The organism is Shewanella sp. Actino-trap-3, from assembly GCF_002836275.1.
Lineage (GTDB): Bacteria > Pseudomonadota > Gammaproteobacteria > Enterobacterales > Shewanellaceae > Shewanella > Shewanella psychromarinicola.
This window is the reverse complement of record NZ_PJCE01000001.1, coordinates 4,266,608-4,288,443: the sequence shown is the minus strand read 5'-3', so window position 1 is coordinate 4,288,443 and position 21,836 is coordinate 4,266,608. Positions and strand designations below refer to the sequence as shown.

Genomic DNA, 21,836 nt, shown 5'->3' with positions numbered 1-21,836 from the left:
CAAACTAAGCCGCAGATTATCTGCGGTTTAGTTTGTTGCTTTAGGCCGTGGTTTAGGTAGTGGTTTATTGGCTAAATGAAAGTGGACTAACATCAGTAAACGAAACAGTGCTTTAAGCTTACGATCTTGATCAAGCTTACCTGCGTTAATCAGTTTTTGCAGCAGCGTTATTTTCAGGTACAGATTTTTAACCAGCACATCACTTGGCTCACCTAAATACTTATCAAACTCTTTATAACCCTCAATGGTGCGCGACGCTAACTTACCCTGGCGAATATGTAATCCCGACAGCATCGCATGTTCAAACGCTTTGGTTTCTAGGCCGTTAATAATGTCTGCGGTGCTAACAGCTTGCGCTACGCCATCAACAAAAAAATGAATGTTGGCTTCAATTTCAAATTGCAGCGCATGGGTATCATGACGCACGTTATCAAACCTGGTGCGCTCTTTATCGACAAAATCAAACAGGACTTTCCATAGTGACATGTGCAGAACTCCGTTCTAAATGAGAGTTTAAGCGACCGTGATTAGTGCTCGTTGCTAAGAATGCGAGTGGCTAAGAGCACTCATTGTTATCGACTACTTTAGCCATTGATTATATTCAACATTTTACCTTGCTGGAAATGGCGCACATTCTCAATGGCAATATTGAGTAGATTTTGTCTGGCTTGTAATGTCGCCCATGCTATATGCGGCGTGATGCTAATATTGGCGGCACTGAGTAGCGGATTATTCGCACTCGGTGGCTCAGTCGATAATACGTCGACTCCGGCAAAGCCATTATGGTCATTTAACCATTGGGCCAAATCTGCTTCATTAATTAAATCACCACGGGCAGTATTAATCAGTAAACAACCGGATGGGAGTAAAGCTAAACTGGATTTATTCATCATGTGTTTGGTTAATGGATTAAGTGGGCAATGCAGTGACACAATATTGGCTTGGGTTAATAACGTCTCCAGTTCACACCAGTGAACGCCCTCGGGTAAAGCGGTTTTAGGTTTGGCACTGGTGATCAACACCTTCATGCCAAACGCCACGCCTAATGTTGCCACTTGTTGGCCAATATCGCCATAACCGACAACACCTAAGGTTAGGCCTTTTAGCGAGGTTAATGGGCTTAAGGTAAAACAAAAATCTCTATTAGCAGCCCACTCTCCAGCTTTAACAGCTTGATTGTGTAACGCCACATGTTGATGATGATGCAAAATATGCGCAAATACCATTTGTGCCACAGCATCTGGACCATAGGCAGGAATATTGGTAACGCTAATACCCTGCTCTGTCGCCGCCTCAACATCGACCACATTGGTGCCGGTCGCGAGCACACCGATGTAGGTTAACCTGGGCAGTTGTTTTAAGGTCTCTGCGCTTAACAGGGTTTTGTTGGTCAGTACTATATCTGCTTCGTGACAGCGATTAACCACTTGTTCGAGTGTTGTATGATCGTAAATATCACACTGGCCTAGCGCTTCAAGCGCCTGCCAACTCAAATCACCTGAGTTAAGTGTATAACCATCTAATACCACTATTTTCATCACGTACTTCAGTCCTTTGCTTGGTCTACTCTCAGTGTAAAATTAACGCATACCACGCGAGGTTTTTATGCGTTCGTAAGCGACTTGAATATCTTGAGCTTTGGTTTTAGCCAACTCCATCATTTCAGCTGGTAACCCTTTTGCCACAAGCTTGTCAGGATGATGTTCATTCATCAATTTTCGGTAGGTTCGTTTAATATCTTGATCGCTAGCAGATTCTTTTACCCCGAGTAACAAATAGGCATCAATCAGCGAAATTTTATTACCTTGCGGCGCCTGATGATGGCTAAACTCTGCTTGCCAACGAGCCAGTAAGGCATCAAGTTGTGCACCAAGACCAAGTTTAGCGGCAATCACTGACAATATTTGTTTTTCATTTGCATGTAATTCACCATCAGTCAAAGCAGTTTGAATTTGGATTTCCAAAAACATCTGCGCCAACTCAACCCGGCCTTGTGTGGCTTGTCGAAACAGTTCTAGCTGCTTGAGTAAATCAAAATCCGCTTGGCGACCTTGACGAAAAGCGGTTTGCGCATCGACACGTGATTGCCCAGACAGCTTCATTTGATCCATTAACAGAGTCGCAATGCGAACATCAGTTTCGGTCACCCTCCCAGAGGCTTTGGCTACATGACCCATAACCGCAAAGGTGGAATTAAAAAACATCGCCTGACGTTCACTACCTTTACGAATTAACGACTTAAATCCTTGGCGTTTATCAAAAGCATGACCTAACCATAACCCTAATATTGCCCCGAAAAAACGCCCAAACATAAACCCAATGATAAACCCAAAAATTTTACCCCAAATTCGCATTTTTTCTTCCACTATATTTAAAATAATTACGCCACTGTGCGCCCATCATTTGACCTAACTTAAGGCAACAACAAAGAGACTAAACGTGTTTGTAACTGTTCAAGCCGCTCGAGTGTTCCTACGTCACACCAATAAGCATTAAAATATTCACCATAGATCCGCTGTTGGGTAATCGACTGTTTCAATAACGGTCCCAAAGCATGCTTACCTTGAGGCAATGCGCTAAATAATTGAGGATGATAAATCCCCAGTCCAGCAAATGTTAACCTTTGTTCATCCTGCAAGGTTAATTGCCCTTGCGCAGCAATCGAAAAATCGCCTACCGGATGGTGGTCTGGATTGTCGACTAACCATAAATAGCCCAAGGCATCACCTTGGCTCACTCGCTGATAAGCCGCGGTCATATCGGGCAAGTGATCGATAAAAATATCACCATTGATCACTAAAAAAGGCTCGTCACCCAACAAAGGTAATGCTTGCTTTATGCCACCGGCGGTTTCTAAAGCCGTGGTTTCTTCACTGTAGCTAATCTGCAGTCCCCAACGACTCCCATCGCCTAACATTTCAGGTAACTTATACCCTAACCAAGCTTGATTAATTACCACGTCGGTCACACCGATTAACGCCAATTTTTCTAAGTGATATTCAATTAAGGGTTTACCCGCAACACTCACTAACGGCTTAGGTAACGAGTCGGTTAATGGTCGTAAACGCTCCCCACGTCCCGCAGCTAAAATCATCGCTTTCATGCTTCGCTTACCGCCTCATTGATGATCTTATGGTTTACTAACGGTAAAATCACCTTTTTAATCCATACGCCAAAATCAGCAATTTGTGGGTATTGCATCCCAATATCGGCTATATACTGTAAGGTTAATGGAATATCAGCTAGATAACCGTCTTTGCCATCACGATGGTATAAACGCGCAAAAATACCTGCCGCTTTAATGTGGCGCTGTAAGCCCATTAAATCAAACCATTGTTTATAGGTTGAAAACTTAACCTCTTTAGCCATCAATTTATGATCTATTGCAAGTTGATAGTGATACCTCATCAAGTGATCAATAATATCGTCTGGCCAACGCACGTAACAATCGCGCAGCAATGATACCGCATCATAAGTCACCGGCCCATGCACCGCATCTTGAAAGTCGATAACCGCTAATGCATGATCATTTATCAGTAAATTACGGCTATGGTAGTCACGGTGCATCCCCACTTTGGGTTGTGCAAGCACATTTTGGGTCAACGCACTAAACGTTGACGTCACCATTTTTTGCTCATTGTCCGTCAATACGTAATCTAAATGTTTGTTTAATAGCCAATCAACAAAAATAGCTAACTCTCTCGCCACAAATGCACCATCGTAATCTGCTAACGGTCCATTTTCGGTATCGGTCACAGTCGCAATCACCGGGAGTAAATTTAATGCCTGCTGATAATAGTCGGCTACATTGTCTTTATTGAGCACCGACAATAGTTGTAACTCACCCACATCAGTTTGCAAAACAAAACCATACTCATCGCAGGTTGCAAGCACTTCGGGTACCAGTAGCCCAACGCGTTGGTAGGCCTTTGCTATTGCAACAAAAGGGGCGATGGGCACTAAATCGATGGGCGAATCAGAGACAATATAATGGTTATCTTGATGATGAATACGAAAATAGCGTCGAAAACTGGCATCACCACAGATCAAGTTAATGGCAACTCCATCGCCGAAATATTGGTTTAACCAGTCACTTAACGCGATAAATCTTGGATCAGATAAAATCATCTCAATGGCTCTTAACTAAAAATTGCTTTATTATAGCCAGCATAACATTTGGAAACAGCTAAAGAATGGAATGTTTCATTTAGCTGAGTATCTTTTCTCTCCAAAACTTTTCCAGCATCAGAATTCATAAATTATTGACAACAATGCAGATCCGTTATTTTCTGGCATTATGCCTACTCCCAAATATCGTGTTGGCTGATGAGCCAACAACGACACCAGCGCCTGCGTTGCAATGCGTTGTAGTTCCTCCGGTTTCTCGTTCATTCGAAGACCGCGCAGCATTAACTGGCATCTCAGACGATCAGATTGTTATCATTAGCGATCAATCCACCGTAGCTTACAATAACCAGGCTGAGTTTTCGGGTGATGTGAGTTTCAGCCAAGGACGTCGTCATATTGCCGCTGACAATGCCGTGCTGGATCAAAAGCAGCAACGTTTAAATGCAAACGGTAACCTTATATTTAAAGATGAGTTATTTACCATCACCGCAAATTCATTAGAAGCACAAATGAGCGCCAATAATGCCACTCTGAAAGGAGCTCAATATTGGTTACATGGACAACAAGTGCATGGTGACGCAGAAAAGCTTCAGATCACTTCAGACAATAATCTATTGCTGACAAAAACTAACTTCACTACCTGCCCTCCCGGTGATGAATCATGGTTACTCGAAGCTGAAATGATCAAAATTGATAGCGAAGAAGAATGGGGCGAAATTTGGAATGCCAAACTGCGTATTGCCAACATCCCAGTGTTATACATTCCGTATATGACGATCCCAGTGTCAGATAAACGTAAATCAGGCTTTCTATTCCCTAGTTTTAGCACGAGTACCACCAACGGCGTTGAAATTAGTACCCCGTATTATTGGAATATCGCGCCAGAATTTGATTTAACGTTTACGCCAGACTATATGTCATCTCGTGGTTTATACACCAAAACTGAATTCAGATATTTGGCGGGTGAACGTCAGAATGGCCAAGTTAATTTTGAATATTTAGGCAGTGATAATAAGCTCACTAATAACGCAAATCGTTACCTTTACCACTGGAGTCATCAAGGTGCGGTGAATGACAATTGGCGGGTAAGAGCAAATTATACAGATGTATCTGATAATAATTATTTCAACGATTTAAATTCCGACGTCAATCAGTCAACCGACAACCAGTTATCACGTATTGGTGAAGCCAGTTATTTTGAACGTGACTGGGACTTCAACATGCGAGTACAAGACATTAAAGTACTTGGCGAAGATGAAAAACCGTATCAAGTGATGCCACAGTTAAACTTTAACTATCGTTCTGCAGACATTATTAATTCTATCGACTTCAGGTTTAATTCTGAACTGACCAATTTTCGCCATCAAGATAACGAGAACAATACAGCAACCCGCTTACACTTAGTGCCCAGCTTAATTTGGCCAATTCAAGGACCTGCAGGCTCGTTTACCAGTGAAGTTAAATTACTGCAAACTCAGTATTGGCAACAAAATATCGACGACGACTCAACATTAGACGACAGTATAAGCCGCACGATTCCACAAGCGCGTTTACATGGTCAGGTCAATTTTGAGCGGGCAACACAACTGTTTGACGAGCAATACCGTCAAACGCTCGAACCCCAGATCCAATATCTTTATGTCGGCTATGAAGATCAATCCAATATTGGTATTTATGACACCGCACAATTGCAAGAAGACTATTATGGTTTATTCCGCGATCGCCAATATTCAGGTTTAGACCGCGTGGCAGATGCCAACCAGTTTACCTTAGGTTTCACCACTCGTTTGTTTGATCAAACTAACCGCGAAAAACTTAAGTTTAGCGTGGGTCAAATCATCTATTTAGAAAACTCAAAAGTCAGCATTGAAAATACCTACGAAGAAGCAACTCAGTCAACGTCGGTCTTGGCCGCTGAATTAGATGCCCAGTTATACAACGATTGGTTTGTCAGTGGTTCGGTTCAGCACGATACTGAAACGGGTAAAAATAAAAAGAATGAAGTCACCTTAGATTATCGTCCAAGTAATGACAGATTATTGCAACTAAGTTATCGTTATGTACCCGACTTGCTCAATACCAACACCAATGACCAAGTAGATATTTCGCAGGCTGGTGTGCGTGCATCGTGGCCCATTAGTGACAACTTATATTTTGTGGGTAACTACTATTACGACCTCAATGAATCTCGTAGTATTGAAACTTACACTGGCGTGCAATACGAATCATGTTGCTGGGCATTGCGTCTGAGTTATCATTATCGTATCAAAACCAACTACGATGATGATTTATCAGAAACCATTGACGGACGTGAGGAGTTTGAAAGCGGTGTTTACCTGAACTTTGTCATTAAAGGCTTAGGGGGATCGGGTCCGTTAGGGGTCGACGACATGTTAAATGAAGGCTTATTTAACTACCGTAAACCACTTTACTTGAGGAATTAGCATTCTTTTGTGATAGATTGCTGAACCTAGCGATAAACTCATAGTCCAATAACAACAAACACGCTGTTGTGTATGAAGTAGTAACCTTATTTTGGCGATGTATCGCCAGTTTATATTGAATCGAATGTGCCAAGGATTTTGTGGATGAAACACAGTAAAAAATTAATTTTTGCATTACTAGCACTGGCTGTGAGCCATACCAGTGTTGCAGCACCAATGCCATTAGATCGCGTATCAGTACAAATTAATGATGGTATCATTCTTGAAAGTGAAATAACCAACATGGTTACGACTGTTAAAGCCAATGCTAAAGCAGCGAAACAAACATTACCCTCTGATGATGCTTTACGCACTCAAGTTATTGAACGCCTTATTTTAACCCATTTGCAAATGCAAATGGCTGAACGTATCGGCTTACAAATTGGTGATTTGCAATTAGACCAAACCATTGCCAATATCGCTAAAGAACAAAAAATGACCGTTGCACAAATGCAACAATCGATTGAAAGTGAAGGCACCAGCTTTAGCCAATATCGCGAACAGTTACGTCAAGAAGTCACCCTAGGTGAAATTCAGCGCATCCAAGTGCAACGCCGTATTCAAGTGTCGCCACAAGAAATTAGCGGCTTAGTTAAATTAATTCAAGAACAAGGCTTAAAAGATGTTGAGTTCCAAATTGGTCACATTCTGATTGAAGTGCCAAGTAGCCCAAGCAGTGAACAACTCGAAAGTGCTAGCAGTCGTGCAGATATCGTGCTTAAACGTTTAAATGGTGGAGAGGATTTCCGTAGCACAGCTATCGCGTCTTCATCAGGTCCTAAAGCATTAGAAGGCGGCATATGGGACTTTATGAACATTAACGAAATGCCGACCTTGTTTGCTGAAGTGATTAATACCGCAAAAAAAGGCGACATTATTGGTCCGATTAAATCGGGTTCCGGCTTTCATATTATTAAAGTAGTAGACACTCGTGGTTTGCAAACCCAAGAAGTTGAGGAAGTAAAATCACGCCACATTCTACTCAAGCCATCGCCAATCCTATCGGAAGATCGTGCTAAAGCAATGTTGGCCAACTTTTTAACTCAAGTTCGTTCTGGTGACGCTGATTTTGCTAAATTAGCCAGTCAGTATTCAGAAGATCCTGGTTCTGCTGCTAAAGGTGGCGAATTAGGTTGGGCAGACCCAAGCATGTATGTGCAAGAGTTCTCTCAAACCCTTTCGAGTCTTCAAGAAGGTCAATTCAGTGAGCCATTCCGTTCAACGCACGGCTGGCATATTGTTCAACTTGAATCGCGTCGTACAACCGATGCAACAGAGCAATTTAACAGCAACCGTGCTCATCAATTGATCTTCCGTCGTAAGTTTAATGAAGAGTTACAAACCTGGTTAGACGAAATGCGTTCTGAAGCGTATATCGAAATCGTTGAGCCAGCAAGCAAACGAGGCTAAGCAAAATTAATGACTAAACGTATTGCCATCACCCCAGGTGAACCAGCAAGTATTGGTCCCGACTTAGTCATCAAACTAGCTCAACAGGCCTGGCCTGTTGAGCTAGTTGTCTGTGCCGATCCCAATTTACTCATCACACGAGCTAAAATGCTTGGACTGCCTTTACAACTCAGGCCTTATCAACCATCGCAGCCACCGAAACCACAAACGGCAGGAACATTAACCATTGCTCCTTTTACATTAGCCGAAGAGGCTAAGTGTGGTGTGTTAAATGAAGCAAACAGTGCCTATGTAGTAGAAACCTTGCGTTATGCCGGTGAAAAAAATATGTCGAATGAATTCGACGCCGTCGTAACCGGTCCCGTACATAAAGGGATTATTAACCAAGCGGGTATCCCGTTTAGTGGTCATACTGAGTATTTTGCACTGCAAGCCAACTGTGCTGATGTGGTGATGATGTTGGCCGCGCCTGGTCTACAAGTGGCGCTAATGACCACTCACATTCCACTGGCCTACGTTGCAAAAGCGATTACTCGCGACCGATTGCATCATATTATTACTATTTTGCACCGCGAATTAGTCAGCAAATTTGGTTTAGGCTCACCTAAAATTTATGTCTGTGGGCTCAATCCACATGCAGGAGAAGACGGTCACTTAGGTCGTGAAGAAATTGATACCATCATACCGGCGCTCAATGAGTTACGAGAACAAGGCATGGATATTGTTGGCCCGTTGCCAGCAGATACCTTATTTCAACCTAAGTATCTTGAACAAGCTGACGTCGTATTGGCCATGTATCATGACCAAGGATTACCTGTGCTTAAATCATTAGGATTTGGTAAGTCGGTCAATATCACCTTAGGTTTACCTTATGTTCGCACCTCAGTCGATCATGGCACCGCGCTCGAGTTGGCTGGAAGTGGTAAAGCAGATTGCGGCAGTTTTACCTGTGCATTAAACAAAGCCATCGAATTGGCCTCAAAAAGTAAGTAACCCATTTTAATGAGTAATAAAGTACATTTAGGCCACACGGCCAGAAAGCGTTTTGGACAGAACTTCTTAACCGACCAAGGCGTGATTAGCAGTATCGTAGGCGCTATTGCTCCAGATAATAATCATGTTATGGTTGAAATTGGACCAGGCCTAGGCGCCTTAACTGAGCCTGTTGCAGATATGATTGATAACCTAACCGTGGTTGAATTAGATCGCGACTTAGTTAAACGCTTACAATATCATCCAATACTTAAAGACAAGCTAACCATTCACCAAGGTGATGCGTTACAGTTTGATTTTGGTCAGTTGCAACAAGCTGGCAAAAAAATGAAAGTGTTTGGCAATCTGCCTTACAATATTTCAACACCACTTATGTTTCATTTGTTTGAGTTTGCTGAACAAATAGAAACCATGCATTTTATGTTGCAAAAAGAAGTGGTCCTGCGCTTATCGGCGAGCCCAGGCACTAAAGCTTACGGCCGTTTAACCGTAATGGCACAATATTATTGCCAAGTGGTACCCGTATTAGAAGTGCCACCGGAAAGCTTTACCCCGGCGCCCAAAGTTGACTCTGCAGTGATTAGATTATTGCCTTTTGAAGTCAAACCTTGGCCGTGTAAAGATGTCCACGTATTAAGGCACTTAGTCACGACAGCATTTAATATGCGTCGAAAGACGTTGCGTAATAATTTGAAAACATTACTGTCAGACGAAGACTTTGTAACACTGCAAGTTGATTCGAGTTTGCGTCCAGAGCAAATTAGTGTCCCGCAATATGTGGCAATGGCTAATATGCTGTGTGACAAAAAAGATTAATCATAAGGGTATGCATAAAGAGCATGCCCTTTCGCTTTAGGATGTAATATGAGCCAAGTTAAATCGCCTATTAAAATTAAAATCGACACCCAATATTTAGAGCAACAATCAGATGTCGCTGATAATAAATATCTTTTTAGCTATACCATTACCATCATCAATCTAGGTGATAACAAAGTGACCCTTAAAGACCGTCATTGGATTATCACCAATGCTGACGGCAAACAGAATGAAGTAAAAGGCCCTGGTGTAGTCGGAGAAACACCCACTATTGCGCCTAATACTGCTTACCAATATACCAGTGGTACAGTGATGGAGACGCCAGTGGGCTTTATGCAAGGATTTTATGGTATGGAAGATCATAAAGGAGAGCGTTTTTTAGCGACAATCCCACCTTTTCGCCTTGCTGTCCCAGGGATACTTCAATAACTCATGGCCCATTATTTTGTTGGCGATGTTCAGGGCTGTAATTCCGAATTACAACTATTACTCCAAAAAGTAGCGTTTAATCCATCCAAAGATCAACTTTGGGCAGTGGGCGATCTTATTGCCAGAGGGACTGAATCGTTAGACACTCTGCGTTTTTTCCAGTCATTACAAGATTCTGCTAAAGTGGTGCTCGGTAATCATGATTTACATCTATTGGCTCTGCACGGAAAATTAAAGCGAGCTAATCCACAAGATCATCTTGAAGCGTTACTCAATGCACCCGATATTGATGGTTTGGTTAATTGGATCCGCCAACAACCGTTAGTCAGAACCTTGCCCGAACATAATATCATCATGACCCATGCCGGCGTGCCTCCTCAGTGGGATATAGCAACCCTTAAACGTGAAGCAAAGCAAGTTAGCTTAGCATTGCAGCAAGACGATTATTTAACGGCATTAATTGCCCAAATGTATACCAACGATGCAGAACAGTGGTCGCCCACATTAACCGGTATCGACAGATTACGTTACTGTATTAATGCATTAACTCGGATGAGATTTTTGCACCTCGATGGTCATCTTGATTTTAAGTGTAAATCACCGCCAAGCGAACAACACTCAGCCCAATTACGTCCATGGTTTGAACTCCCATCAAAAACAGTACCACAATACACCCTAGTCTTCGGTCATTGGGCTGCTTTAATGGGCCAGACTAATAATGCGCGCATTCTCGCATTAGATACTGGCTGCTGCTGGGGAGAACACTTAACCTTATGGCATCTTGAAAAAAATGAAAAAATCACTCAAAAAAAGTTAATTTAACGTTAAACTAAAGTAGCATTTAGCCGATAGTTAACTGTAGCGTTTATTACATTACCATCGATACAACCACCCTTTAATAAATTCGATATTCTAATATACGATCGCACTTACAAGATAAAAATCAGCATCAAATAATAATAATAGCCGGAGTACTGTATGAAAATAAATGTAGCGACCAGAGTCATTGGCGGTTTTACTGTGGTGACGCTGTTACTGATGGTCCTCGGTGGTGTGAACATGCTGAGTAACAATAGTATTAAAGATGGCACGACGATTCTTAAAACTATCAGTTTACCTGCACTTGAAACCACGAGTATTTTAAGTGAGAACCTAAGCACCCAGCAAATTGAAGCACTATTTGCTTATTACAGTACTCATTCATCGAAAATTCCAGCGATAGAAAAAAAGCTAACCGACTTAGATAACACATTTGAATCCGATCTGACTCGTCTAAACACCTTAGTTAAATCCCAGTCACAACTGACAACACCTCTGATAGGTCTCACTAAAAGCTACCGCGATTATGAAAAAAGTGCCGTAACCATGCTCGCAGAGCGTGAAAGAGCGCTAAGTCAACAAGAGCAATTACTCAGTCTACGCAGCAATTTCGAAAACTCCGCTGACGATGCATCATCGATATTACTGGATATCATTGACCTTGAAACCAGTGAAAACGATACCGAGAAAAGCCTCGCTGCCACAGCAAGCGCCATTGACAGTACTTTTATCAATATGATCACCACTATTTATGACCTTGTGGCCGCTACTGAACAAAGCAAATATGACCTTATCATCAAAGAGTTGGATTACTTAACCAGTGAAGCTAAGGCTAAACTTGACTACATTAATCGTCAAGGTAACGGTATTGTAAATAATTCAACCTTAGAAGATCTCACCACTGAATCAGCGAAAGTGCTTAAATTACTGAATGGAGCAGATTCGATTCAGGCATTGAAACAAAAGCAACTAAATCATGATTTTACTGCCGCTAAAATGCTTACTAACACTCAAAGTGCAGCAAAAACAGTCAATAAAAGAATGACAGTGCTCGCTAAATCAATCGATAACTTTGCCATGGAGATCAGTAACGCAGCCATTGAAATTATCGATTCAGCAACCATTAAAACCTTATTAGTGGTATTAATCGCCATCATTGTCGCCATTATTGTCAGTATTGCAGTGGTAAAACCATTAACCCGCTCGTTAGAAAAAGTCAATAAAGCCCTGAATGTTCTGGCATCAGGTGATTTAACCCATAAATTGGATGACACGGGACACGATGAATTCGCAGAATTAGCCAAAAACTGCAACAGGTTAGTCGACAGTCTCCGCAGTCTTATTGTTGGAATTGTTGATCGCTCAAACCAATTAGCGGCTGCGGCTGAAGAAACCTCTGCAATTACCTCGCAGACAACCATTGGTATTCAAGAGCAAAAAAGCCAAGTTGATCAAGTCGCGGCGGCAACCACAGAGCTGAGCTCAAGTGCACAACAAGTGTCAATGAGTGCAGACCAAGCTCTCAATGAAATAAAACAAGCCGACCAGGAAGCTCAGCACATGCGTGTGCTTGCAGAAGAAAGCAAAAACACCATTCTCGCGCTTGCTGAAGAAGTCGCTAAAGCCGGTATTGTCATCAACAAAGTGCATTCCGATAGTGCTTCTATTGGTTCGATTTTAGATGTCATTCGTGGTATTGCTGACCAAACGAACTTACTTGCCCTGAACGCCGCTATTGAGGCCGCTAGGGCTGGCGAACAAGGGCGAGGTTTTGCTGTTGTTGCTGATGAAGTGCGTAACTTGGCGTCGCGTACCCAGCATTCAACCAGTGAAATTCAACAAATGATTGAAGTGTTGCAAGTCGGCACTCAAGAAGCTGTGGCAGTAATGGAACAGAGTCGAGGCCAAGCTAACAGCTGTGTTGAAAAGAACGAGCAATCTAATATTGCCTTAGAAACTATCAGTAAGTCTGTTCACAAAGCCTACGATTCAGGTAACCATATTGCTCAAGCGGCACAAGAGCAAAATATTGTTAGCCAACAAGTCTCAGAAAAACTCGAGCACATTGCTGCGATTTCTGAAGAGACATCGACGGGAGCAGACCAAACAGCACAATCGAGTCACCAAGTTGCTGTGCTTGCTGAAGAGCTACAAGCCTCTGTACGCGAGTTTAAAGTGTAAAAGCAATCATAGTATTGCACGACAACAAAAAAGGCCTACAAGGCCTTTTTTGTTTAGTAGAATAACGTCGTGAAGCACACGATATAATCTACACATATAATATGATCTAAACAGATAATATGATCTAAACAGATAATATGATCTAAATACATAATGCGATCTAAATACATAATATAATCTAATACCTATTACGATGTACGTATATTGTGCTGATAAATGCTTGCCGTAGAATAAAAAATGCCGACAAATAATGTCGGCATTTTTTTATATTATCGTACTCATTCGATGACTGATGATGCATCATCAGAATCCATCAACGGGGCGGCTTAACCGCCTATACGTTCCTTGATCGCAGCACTAATGGCACTTGCACTATGGCCATTTTCTGCAGCCCAATCTAAAATGGTTTTACCATCAGCTTCAGGTGCAGCAAGATCAGATGTTGGCATCCGCTTCGCAATATATTCACCGGTATCATCAGCATTCGATTTGTAGGCAGTACGCAATAAACTGCTGCCATCACAAGAAATGCTTGAGTAAACATTACGTAATTTAACACGGTTCTCTTTCATTTTTTTACGTAAACGGTTTTTATCGTCTGATTGTACATAATTACAAATATTTGCAACTAATTGATCTGTATCGGCGATAACAGGGGCTGACACAGAAGATGCTGCAATCAGGGCTGCAATAGCCACAGGCAATAGACGCATCTGACACTCCTTTCTAATTATAGTTATATAGCAATGAACTTAGCTTATTGTGTAAATAGCCAGTTCATCCAATTTCAGGGTTAAACACTGCTAATTTAACACTTTTTGTGTAAAGTGTTAAAACTATATTGCAATCCTTTGTCGTTTGTTGCATTTTCTGAGTTCTGTAAAACCCAAGAACCATCATCCCAATCAGGAAAGACGGTGTCACCATCTACATCGACATCAATAAAAGTAAGATAAAGAACGTCGGCTTTAGGTAATATTTGTTGGTAAAGCTGACCGCCGCCAATCACCACGATTTCATCACAATCACCAGCAATGGTAATAGCCTCATCAAAACTTGTCACGCAGGACACACCCTCAAAACTCAGCTGGCTATCACGGCTAATCACAATATTATGCCGTCCAGGTAATGGCCGTCCGATTGACTCGAATGTTTTGCGGCCCATCACCACGGGTTTAGATAGCGTCATGGCCTTAAAGTGGCGTAAATCTTCGGGTAAATGCCAAGGCATTTTATTGTCTTTACCAATGACTCGATTGTTAGCCATAGCAGCTATCATCGCGATACGCATTATATCAAAATCCTTGTCGTTAAATAATCGGTCTGTTGCGATAGTAAAGTAAGCTAGGTAACGCTAACCCAACAGCAAGCGCACCTAGAATAAACACCGTTTTCAACCCGTTTACGATGACCTGAGCACTGAGCTCTGGACTGACTTGGCTTTGTGCCGTTAATTGAATTAATGCGATGACAGTATTGAATGCGTAGGTACCTGGCACCATAGGAATAATAGCCGCCACGGCGTACATCAATGGTGGCGCAAGGTGACGTTTAGCGAACTGAATGGTGATCAGGCCAACAATCGCAGCTGCAACAAAGGTCGCCCATTCAATTGGCATTGAAAAATTTAATAAAAAAGTTCTTGAACTATGACCTATGGCACCCGCTATGGCGCAGTAGATTAAATAGCGTTTAGGGACATTAAACACCATCGCAAAACCGACCGCGGGTATCGCCGAAAAAAAAGCATCATGTAACAGTAAACTCAGCAAGGATAACATTAAAAAATGCCCCCCAGTTGCATTGCAATGGTAATACCAATAACCGATGCTAAGGTTAACAAGGTCGCATGGCCCCAACGAGAAATACCCACATTCATGTGGCCTTTAACCATATCAGAAATGGCATTAATCAGTGGAAATCCTGGGACAAGCATTAACACGCTTGCCGCCATTGCCGCTTGAGGCGTTTCGGTAATAGAGGAAATGTAGCCAATTTGGGCAATGCCAGTGATCACAAACGCGGTCAGGGAGAAGTTAACTAATAAATTGAAATGTCGCGAGGCAAGAAATAACCGCACCATCATTCCCGTCGATGAGGCAAAAAATGTGATTAGGCACGCCATCAGATCACCATCAAATAAATGACAGAAGCTTGCACATGACAAACCAATCATAGGAATTACAGCAATAGCGGGGTACGATTTAGGAGTGATATGAGCGAGGCGTCTACGAACTTCATTAGCACCATAAATACCTTTTTCTGTCAGTATACAGATGCGTTGAAGTTCACAAATCACCATCATATTAATGCCATGAGCACGAATACGACGGGTCGTGGTAACGCATCGTCCTTGTACTAAGCTAGTTAATACTAATGCATTAGATGAAATCGATAACTCAATGCTAGCAAGACCTAGCGCTTTACCAAGGCGCTGGCTAATCTCTTCAACAAGATCAGACTCAGCACCATAGGCCAACAGTAGTTGCGCACAGCGCACTACAAGGCGGGTAATTTCATTTTGGCTATCTTCGTACACGAAATCCTCAAATGAGCAATTTAGCGTTGGTAGATGACTTCTACATCATAATCATCATCATCAAAATCATCATCAAAGTCATCATCATAATCTTCATTGGTAATTTCTTCTTCACCACTATGATAATTATCCCATTTGAATTCGACGTCTGCATCAGGGATTATTTCTTCAACAATGGCCGGTAAACTTCTAATATAATCAAGCACTTTAATGCTTAACTCTTCAGTGCCAGTTCTGTTGAACGCTGACATGATGTACACATCACCCTGCCAATCTAATTCATTAACGATTTGATCAATCTTTTGCTGAAGTTCATCTTCAGGTATCAAATCTATTTTGTTAAACACTAACCAACGCGGTTTTGCTGCTAGCTTTGGAGAATATTTTTCAAGCTCACCTACAATGGCACGAGCAGAATACACTGGATCGGTACCATCAATGGGTTCGATATCGATTATATGTAACAACATACGGCAACGTTCAAGATGCTTTAAGAAACGAATACCTAAGCCAGCACCTTCAGCAGCACCTTCAATTAGACCTGGGATATCGGCAATAACAAAGCTTTGACCTGGACGCGGATTAACCACTCCAAGGTTGGGTACCAAAGTGGTAAACGGGTAGTCAGCGACTTTAGGCGTCGCACGTGATACCGAGCGGATAAAGGTTGATTTACCGGCATTTGGCATGCCTAACAAACCCACATCAGCAAGCAATAAAAGCTCGAGCTTCAATGAACGGACTTCACCTGGGGTACCTAAGCTCTTTTGACGCGGGGCACGGTTAGTACTGGTCTTAAAACGAGTATTACCTAAACCATGAAAACCACCCTTAGCCACAAGTAACTTTTGCCCATTAGCAGTTAAATCGCCCAGAGACTCACCAGTGTCTTGATCAATAGCACGAGTACCGACAGGTACTTGAAGAACCAAATCTTTACCACCATGGCCAGTACAATCACGACCACGGCCATTTGTGCCACGTTCAGCCATATGAAAACGAGTAAAGCGGTAATCAATCAGTGTATTGAGGTTTTCGTTAGCTTGCAGATATACACTGCCGCCATCACCACCATCACCACCGTCAGGGCCACCATCGGGAACATACTTTTCGCGTCTAAAACTCACGCAACCGCTTCCACCGTCACCGGCTTCTACGCGAATATTCGATTCATCAACAAACTTCATACTGACTCCTGACGCCACATAATCTGTAATTATAGCCCCAAATCAATGGGGTTTGCAGGAAAGCGCTGAAGATAGTATTCATCACGATATCGCCTACTGCATATAACAAAACCATCAAACTATCTATAATAGTTTAGTGATATAAAAAACACAAAAGCCCCACCATAGGCAGGGCTTTCGAGATCTAGCTTGTAAAGAGTTAAGCTTCGATGCTAATAAACTTACGGTTATTAGCGCCTTTAACTTCAAACTTTACTTTACCGTCTGTTAATGCAAACAAAGTATGGTCACGACCAATACCTACATTTACACCAGCGTGGAATTTAGTACCACGTTGACGAACGATAATGTTACCAGCTAGAACTGATTCACCACCAAAGCGCTTAACACCAAGACGCTTACTTTCTGAATCGCGGCCGTTACGAGTAGAACCGCCAGCTTTTTTATGTGCCATGAGTTAGACTCCTAAATTATGCGCTAATCGCAGTGATTTTAACTTCAGTGAACCACTGACGGTGGCCCATTTTCTTGTCGTGATGCTTACGACGACGGAACTTGATAATAGTTACCTTTTCGCCGCGACCGTGGCCAACTACTTCAGCTACGACTTTACCGCCAGCAACTAAAGGAGCACCAACATGCACTGTTTCACCATCAGCGATCAATAAAACTTGATCGAATTCTACGGTTTCACCAGTAGCAACTTCTAATTTTTCTAAACGAACTGTATGACCTTCAGCAACACGATGTTGCTTACCGCCACTTTGAAAAACAGCGTACATGGCTATTTTACTCCAAATGACTAACACACTAACTCATATTATTGACGAGACTAGGTGCTAAAAAACTTTTAATGACAATGGGCGCGGATTCTACGCGAAGAATTATCATCAGGCAAGTCATAATTCACTCTCAAATAAAAAAGACCTTATTACTGCACACTATTCATTAATAGCTAATGTGTCATCTTTAAAATTTAGTTAACATGGTTGTGTTCATTTAGATCTACGTTTTATAAGTGAATTGAGAGTAATCCAGCAAACTATCGCAAAATCAGGATTCTGTCGGCTCAATTGTGGAAATACATACTTTGAAAAATAGCACTGATATCCTGTAAGATATGCGCTCTAATTCGATATGATTAATTAAGGGTGCAAAGCCTGTCGCCCAACAACCAGAGACTATTATGGATTTAAACGCCATTCGTCAACTGGCTGACACTGATATGCAAGCAGTCAATCAGCTGATATACAAACAACTTGAATCTGATGTAGCCCTAATCAATCAATTAGGCTTTTACATTATCAATGGCGGTGGTAAACGTTTACGCCCGTTATTATCAGTATTAGCCGCCCGAACTGTTGACTACCAAGGCGAACATCACCTTAAGCTTGCGGCAATTATTGAATTTATTCATACAGCGTCTTTATTACATGACGATGTTGTTGATGAATCGACGCTGCGTCGGGGCCGTGAAACTGCCAATGCTTTATTTGGTAATAGCGCGAGCGTGCTAGTAGGTGACTTTTTATACACTCGCTCATTTCAAATGATGACCGAGATCGACAACATGAAAGTGCTTAAAGTCCTTGCCCATACGACTAACGTGCTCGCAGAAGGTGAGGTTTTACAGTTGATGAACTGTAATGACCCAGATACCACCGAAGCAAACTACATGCGTGTTATTTACTGTAAAACGGCAAAGTTATTTGAAGCGGCAACTCAATTAGCCGGCGTATTAGCTAAGGTTAGTCCAGAACAAGAGCAAGCATTGGCTGACTACGGTAAATACCTCGGCACGGCTTTTCAATTAACCGATGATTTACTCGATTATACGGCTAACGCCGACGAGCTAGGCAAAAACATTGGCGATGACCTTGCTGAAGGGAAACCAACATTACCGTTAATTTACGCAATGGAAAACGGCTCTGATCAAGCAAGAAAATTGATTAGAGACGCTATTAAGCATAGCGATGGAACCAAAGTAATTGATGAAATTTTAGTCGCATTAGATGAGTCTGGAGCCTTGACTTATACTCAAGAAAAAGCTCAAGTCGAAGCACAAAAAGCCATTGATGCACTGAGTATTTTCCCTGACAATGACTACAAACAAGCATTAATTTCATTAGCTCACTTGTCGGTTAATCGCAATAATTAGCAGTAGCTAAAAACTGAATAGCTCGCGATGACATTGGTTTTCTGATGACGATGTATTGACAAAAGAAGGTGTGAATATCATATTCACGCCTTCTTTTTTGTTATCAAACTTGCCAATTAATGGGTTTGTTACCCTGTTCAATTAATATTTTATTTACGCTTGAAAAATGACCGCAGCCAAAAAAACCACGGTAAGCAGATAATGGCGATGGATGTGGCCCCTGCAACACATGATGAGGCGCGGTAATCAATCGACCTTTTTTAATCGCATGATTTCCCCAACACACAAATATAATGGGCGATGATTGCTGATTCAATCGACTCAATACATTATCAGTAAACACCTCCCAGCCTGATTTAGCATGTGAATGAGCTAACCCCTGCTCTACCGTAAGCACGGTATTTAATAATAGTACTCCTTGCTTAGCCCATGGGGTCAAATCGCCGTGTTCGGGTATTACAAAGCCTTCAATATCATTACGTAATTCTTTATAGATATTCGCTAATGATGGCGGCGGTTTTATGCCTTTTTTGACCGAAAAAGACAACCCATGTGCTTGATTAGGTCCGTGGTAAGGGTCTTGCCCCAATATCACCACCTTAACCTTTGACAGCGGTGTTAAATCAAAAGCCGCGAATACTTCATCATCCGGTGGATAAACAACCTTGCTACCGTCCCTTTGTGAGGTGATAAAGTGTTGTAAATGTTGATAGTACGGCTGCAATTGTTGTTGTTCAAAAAGCTCTTGCCAATGGGACGTCATCCAATGTATTCCTTTATAAGTAAGCGATAAATGAGTGAGCTCAGTCTTTAGTTTACGATTAACAGATCAATCACTCTTATAATTAAAATGATGCCATTACATAATAACAAAAGCACAACTGAGATTGGTTTTACCCTTATTGAACTCGTCGTGGTTATCATCATACTTGGGATTATTGCGATTATTGCCTTACCTAAGTTCATCGATTTAGGCCAGAATGCTAAAATCACAACGGTAAAACCCCTGGCGGAGCATGTTCTTCAGCAATAACTTTGGCCTATATAAAATGGGCCGCCATGGGGTATTCAGGCCCAGCAGATAACCTAGCTATTTTCAGTCAAGCCGGAACCGATGGCGAACTTGATATGAACCAATGGGGTTACCCTGCACAAAATCATCCACCTTTCGAAGCTTCGCCAAGGTTGAAAATACTCATGACGGCCTCTCAGTCTGGCCTACCCCGTGGCAGGATGGACCCAGCGTATCGAGCGGTGCTAATAAAGATACATCTGATTACCAATCTCAATATATCAACCCAGACCAATGCCGTTATTACTTCAACTTACTACCGCTTATATCGATATATTATGATTCAGTTAACGGCCAAGTGTTGGTAGATTCAGATCCCAATCGATAATTTTTTACCTGATATTTTCAATTAAAGACGTTACACTCAGTAGAAAATTAACTTACCAACAAAGTGGATCTAATGTCTGAAGCCAAAACAGAATTAACAATGTATCAAGTAGCGGACCAATTTATTGCCCTAGCCAACCAACTAAGCCAACAAGAAAATGATATTGGTAAAGTCGGTACAGCAATGAGATTTGCTTCTGCACGCTTTAATGCGTTCGAAGCCTCAATTAAATCAGCTGATCTTGCCGCTGAAAAAGATCATGCATTAGCTTGGTTTTCTGATGAATTTAAAGCCATGCTAAAAGAAAACTTAGAAGACCATATCGCTAACCCTCCAGTAGCTGCACCTGAACAAGAACAAAAAGGCGATGATAGTGTGCAACAGTTTAAAGGCGGCTAATATTCGTTCTACGCACCACAGATGATTAGTTGTAACAATAATCCTTAGCAGATTACTGCTAGGGATTATTGTTAATAACCGCCTTGCTCATCACTGACCACGAACTGTTGCCAAATATAAGCGTCACACGCCATCGCCCCAATTCACTTTTCAATTTTCACTCTAACCATTGCATTTTATTGCAGCCAATCTCATTTATTAGTCTAAGCACCTCAAACGCACGCGCTATAACAGAGTGTAGATAACCCTAATAGAAAGCAGGATCAATACAATTCCAGAAAGCCTGTCAATCAGCTTGGCCTTTTCACGTAACCTAGGTAATACTGCTGAATGTGATAACACGAATGCAATAATGGTATACCACAAGCCATCAATAATTAACGGCGTAAACACAATCAAACCTTGACCGGTAACGGTCTGAGCCGCTAACACAAACTGACTAAACAAAGCTAAAAAGAACAGTAATATCTTCGGGTTAAATAATGAAATAGCAATACCATCTCTTGCAGCAATCCACAGGCTTGTAGGTTTGCCCGCAGCCAATTTTTGCTGCATACCGCCTTTAGACCCTAGAGCCTTAATCCCCATCCACGCTAAGTAAATCGCCCCGATGATGGCTATGGTATTAAAAATTAATGGGGATGCCTTTAATACTGCCGCTAGTCCTAGTAAAGTGACTAACGCATACACACCAATCCCTATCGAATGCGCCCAAGCACATACAACGCCATGTAATCTTCCGCCACTGAGCGTATGCCTCACTACCATTGCTAAACTAGGTCCTGGAGACATGGCTCCCAAACAACAAATAGCGAGGAGTCCCAGCCAAGTACTTAACGTCATAACACCTCTTATTTATAATGAACAATCATGAGTCTTTGTGCAAAATACATT

At 41.9% G+C, this 21,836-nt stretch carries 25 protein-coding genes; 11 read left to right on the top strand and 14 right to left on the bottom strand.

Annotated elements, in window-relative coordinates:
* Window positions 1–27 precede the first annotated feature (27 nt).
* The 5 genes from CXF80_RS18780 to CXF80_RS18760 form a co-directional block, all read right to left on the bottom strand.
* Entirely contained in the window at window positions 28–486 is a 459-nt protein-coding gene (locus CXF80_RS18780) for a hypothetical protein (RefSeq protein WP_101034411.1), read from the bottom strand.
* Between the two features lie 98 nt (window positions 487–584).
* Window positions 585–1,538, bottom strand: coding sequence for a D-2-hydroxyacid dehydrogenase (locus CXF80_RS18775; RefSeq protein ID WP_101034410.1), 954 nt, complete (start codon window positions 1,536–1,538; stop codon window positions 585–587).
* Between the two features lie 42 nt (window positions 1,539–1,580).
* A complete protein-coding gene (gene djlA / locus CXF80_RS18770; protein ID WP_101034409.1) occupies window positions 1,581–2,354 on the bottom strand; it encodes a co-chaperone DjlA in 774 nt (257 codons plus the stop codon).
* A 59-nt stretch (window positions 2,355–2,413) separates the two neighbouring features.
* Complete coding sequence (murU, locus tag CXF80_RS18765; protein WP_101034408.1) at window positions 2,414–3,103, bottom strand: N-acetylmuramate alpha-1-phosphate uridylyltransferase MurU; 690 nt, start codon at window positions 3,101–3,103, stop codon at window positions 2,414–2,416.
* Entirely contained in the window at window positions 3,100–4,128 is a 1,029-nt protein-coding gene (locus tag CXF80_RS18760; protein ID WP_101034407.1) for an aminoglycoside phosphotransferase family protein, read from the bottom strand. The genes murU and CXF80_RS18760 overlap by 4 nt, the downstream gene beginning before the upstream one ends.
* Before the next feature lie 143 nt (window positions 4,129–4,271).
* On the opposite strand from CXF80_RS18760, the gene lptD reads away from it, so the two are divergent.
* The 7 genes from lptD (at window position 4,272) to CXF80_RS18725 (ending at window position 13,259) form a co-directional block, all read left to right on the top strand.
* The gene (gene lptD, locus CXF80_RS18755; protein ID WP_101034406.1) at window positions 4,272–6,572 is read left to right on the top strand and encodes an LPS assembly protein LptD; all 2,301 of its coding nucleotides are present in this window, start codon (window positions 4,272–4,274) and stop codon (window positions 6,570–6,572) included.
* A gap of 144 nt (window positions 6,573–6,716) precedes the next feature.
* The gene (gene surA, locus CXF80_RS18750) at window positions 6,717–8,021 is read left to right on the top strand and encodes a peptidylprolyl isomerase SurA (protein WP_101034405.1); all 1,305 of its coding nucleotides are present in this window, start codon (window positions 6,717–6,719) and stop codon (window positions 8,019–8,021) included.
* Between the two features lie 9 nt (window positions 8,022–8,030).
* Complete coding sequence (pdxA, locus tag CXF80_RS18745) at window positions 8,031–9,014, top strand: 4-hydroxythreonine-4-phosphate dehydrogenase PdxA (protein WP_101034404.1); 984 nt, start codon at window positions 8,031–8,033, stop codon at window positions 9,012–9,014.
* Between the two features lie 9 nt (window positions 9,015–9,023).
* Window positions 9,024–9,830, top strand: a complete 807-nt coding sequence (gene rsmA / locus CXF80_RS18740) for a 16S rRNA (adenine(1518)-N(6)/adenine(1519)-N(6))-dimethyltransferase RsmA (RefSeq protein WP_101034403.1) — start codon at window positions 9,024–9,026, stop codon at window positions 9,828–9,830.
* Window positions 9,831–9,878: 48 nt separating this feature from the next.
* Window positions 9,879–10,259, top strand: a complete 381-nt coding sequence (gene apaG, locus CXF80_RS18735) for a Co2+/Mg2+ efflux protein ApaG (protein WP_101034402.1) — start codon at window positions 9,879–9,881, stop codon at window positions 10,257–10,259.
* Between the two features lie 3 nt (window positions 10,260–10,262).
* Window positions 10,263–11,081 carry a symmetrical bis(5'-nucleosyl)-tetraphosphatase gene (locus tag CXF80_RS18730; RefSeq protein WP_101034401.1) on the top strand — a complete coding sequence of 273 codons (819 nt, stop codon included), beginning with the start codon at window positions 10,263–10,265 and terminating at the stop codon, window positions 11,079–11,081.
* Window positions 11,082–11,237: 156 nt separating this feature from the next.
* Window positions 11,238–13,259 (top strand): methyl-accepting chemotaxis protein, encoded by a 2,022-nt coding sequence (locus CXF80_RS18725; protein ID WP_101034400.1) that lies wholly within the window; start codon window positions 11,238–11,240, stop codon window positions 13,257–13,259.
* Between the two features lie 326 nt (window positions 13,260–13,585).
* On the opposite strand, the gene CXF80_RS18720 is transcribed toward CXF80_RS18725, so the two are convergent.
* The 7 genes from CXF80_RS18720 to rplU all read right to left on the bottom strand — a co-directional run bounded on the left by CXF80_RS18720 (window position 13,586) and on the right by rplU (window position 17,767).
* Window positions 13,586–13,972, bottom strand: a complete 387-nt coding sequence (locus tag CXF80_RS18720; RefSeq protein ID WP_101034399.1) for a DUF3718 domain-containing protein — start codon at window positions 13,970–13,972, stop codon at window positions 13,586–13,588.
* A 95-nt stretch (window positions 13,973–14,067) separates the two neighbouring features.
* Window positions 14,068–14,550, bottom strand: coding sequence for a type 3 dihydrofolate reductase (gene folA / locus CXF80_RS18715; protein ID WP_101034398.1), 483 nt, complete (start codon window positions 14,548–14,550; stop codon window positions 14,068–14,070).
* Window positions 14,551–14,569: 19 nt separating this feature from the next.
* On the bottom strand, window positions 14,570–15,040 hold the full coding sequence (locus CXF80_RS18710) for a threonine/serine exporter family protein (protein WP_101034397.1): 471 nt from the start codon (window positions 15,038–15,040) through the stop codon (window positions 14,570–14,572).
* Window positions 15,040–15,798 carry a threonine/serine exporter family protein gene (locus CXF80_RS18705; RefSeq protein ID WP_101034396.1) on the bottom strand — a complete coding sequence of 253 codons (759 nt, stop codon included), beginning with the start codon at window positions 15,796–15,798 and terminating at the stop codon, window positions 15,040–15,042. The genes CXF80_RS18710 and CXF80_RS18705 overlap by 1 nt, the downstream gene beginning before the upstream one ends.
* Before the next feature lie 20 nt (window positions 15,799–15,818).
* Window positions 15,819–16,985 carry an Obg family GTPase CgtA gene (cgtA, locus tag CXF80_RS18700; RefSeq protein WP_101034395.1) on the bottom strand — a complete coding sequence of 389 codons (1,167 nt, stop codon included), beginning with the start codon at window positions 16,983–16,985 and terminating at the stop codon, window positions 15,819–15,821.
* Between the two features lie 199 nt (window positions 16,986–17,184).
* Window positions 17,185–17,439, bottom strand: a complete 255-nt coding sequence (gene rpmA, locus CXF80_RS18695; RefSeq protein ID WP_006080527.1) for a 50S ribosomal protein L27 — start codon at window positions 17,437–17,439, stop codon at window positions 17,185–17,187.
* Window positions 17,440–17,455: 16 nt separating this feature from the next.
* Window positions 17,456–17,767 (bottom strand): 50S ribosomal protein L21, encoded by a 312-nt coding sequence (gene rplU / locus CXF80_RS18690; protein ID WP_011638532.1) that lies wholly within the window; start codon window positions 17,765–17,767, stop codon window positions 17,456–17,458.
* Window positions 17,768–18,171: 404 nt separating this feature from the next.
* Between rplU and ispB the strand changes: the two genes are divergently transcribed.
* Window positions 18,172–19,143: an octaprenyl diphosphate synthase gene (gene ispB / locus CXF80_RS18685; RefSeq protein WP_101034394.1), complete on the top strand. Its 972-nt coding sequence runs from the start codon at window positions 18,172–18,174 to the stop codon at window positions 19,141–19,143.
* A gap of 103 nt (window positions 19,144–19,246) precedes the next feature.
* On the opposite strand, the gene ung is transcribed toward ispB, so the two are convergent.
* Window positions 19,247–19,906, bottom strand: a complete 660-nt coding sequence (ung, locus tag CXF80_RS18680) for a uracil-DNA glycosylase (protein WP_101034393.1) — start codon at window positions 19,904–19,906, stop codon at window positions 19,247–19,249.
* An 87-nt stretch (window positions 19,907–19,993) separates the two neighbouring features.
* Between ung and CXF80_RS20710 the strand changes: the two genes are divergently transcribed.
* From CXF80_RS20710 to CXF80_RS18670, 3 genes are all read left to right on the top strand, one after another.
* Window positions 19,994–20,176 (top strand): prepilin-type N-terminal cleavage/methylation domain-containing protein, encoded by a 183-nt coding sequence (locus CXF80_RS20710; protein WP_332871117.1) that lies wholly within the window; start codon window positions 19,994–19,996, stop codon window positions 20,174–20,176.
* Between the two features lie 26 nt (window positions 20,177–20,202).
* Window positions 20,203–20,523, top strand: a complete 321-nt coding sequence (locus tag CXF80_RS20705; protein ID WP_332871116.1) for a hypothetical protein — start codon at window positions 20,203–20,205, stop codon at window positions 20,521–20,523.
* A 92-nt stretch (window positions 20,524–20,615) separates the two neighbouring features.
* Window positions 20,616–20,942 (top strand): DUF3144 domain-containing protein, encoded by a 327-nt coding sequence (locus CXF80_RS18670; RefSeq protein WP_101034392.1) that lies wholly within the window; start codon window positions 20,616–20,618, stop codon window positions 20,940–20,942.
* A gap of 225 nt (window positions 20,943–21,167) precedes the next feature.
* Here CXF80_RS18670 and CXF80_RS18665 read toward each other — a convergent pair whose 3' ends face one another.
* Window positions 21,168–21,785 (bottom strand): LysE family translocator, encoded by a 618-nt coding sequence (locus CXF80_RS18665; protein WP_101034391.1) that lies wholly within the window; start codon window positions 21,783–21,785, stop codon window positions 21,168–21,170.
* Between the last annotated feature and the right edge of the window lie 51 nt (window positions 21,786–21,836).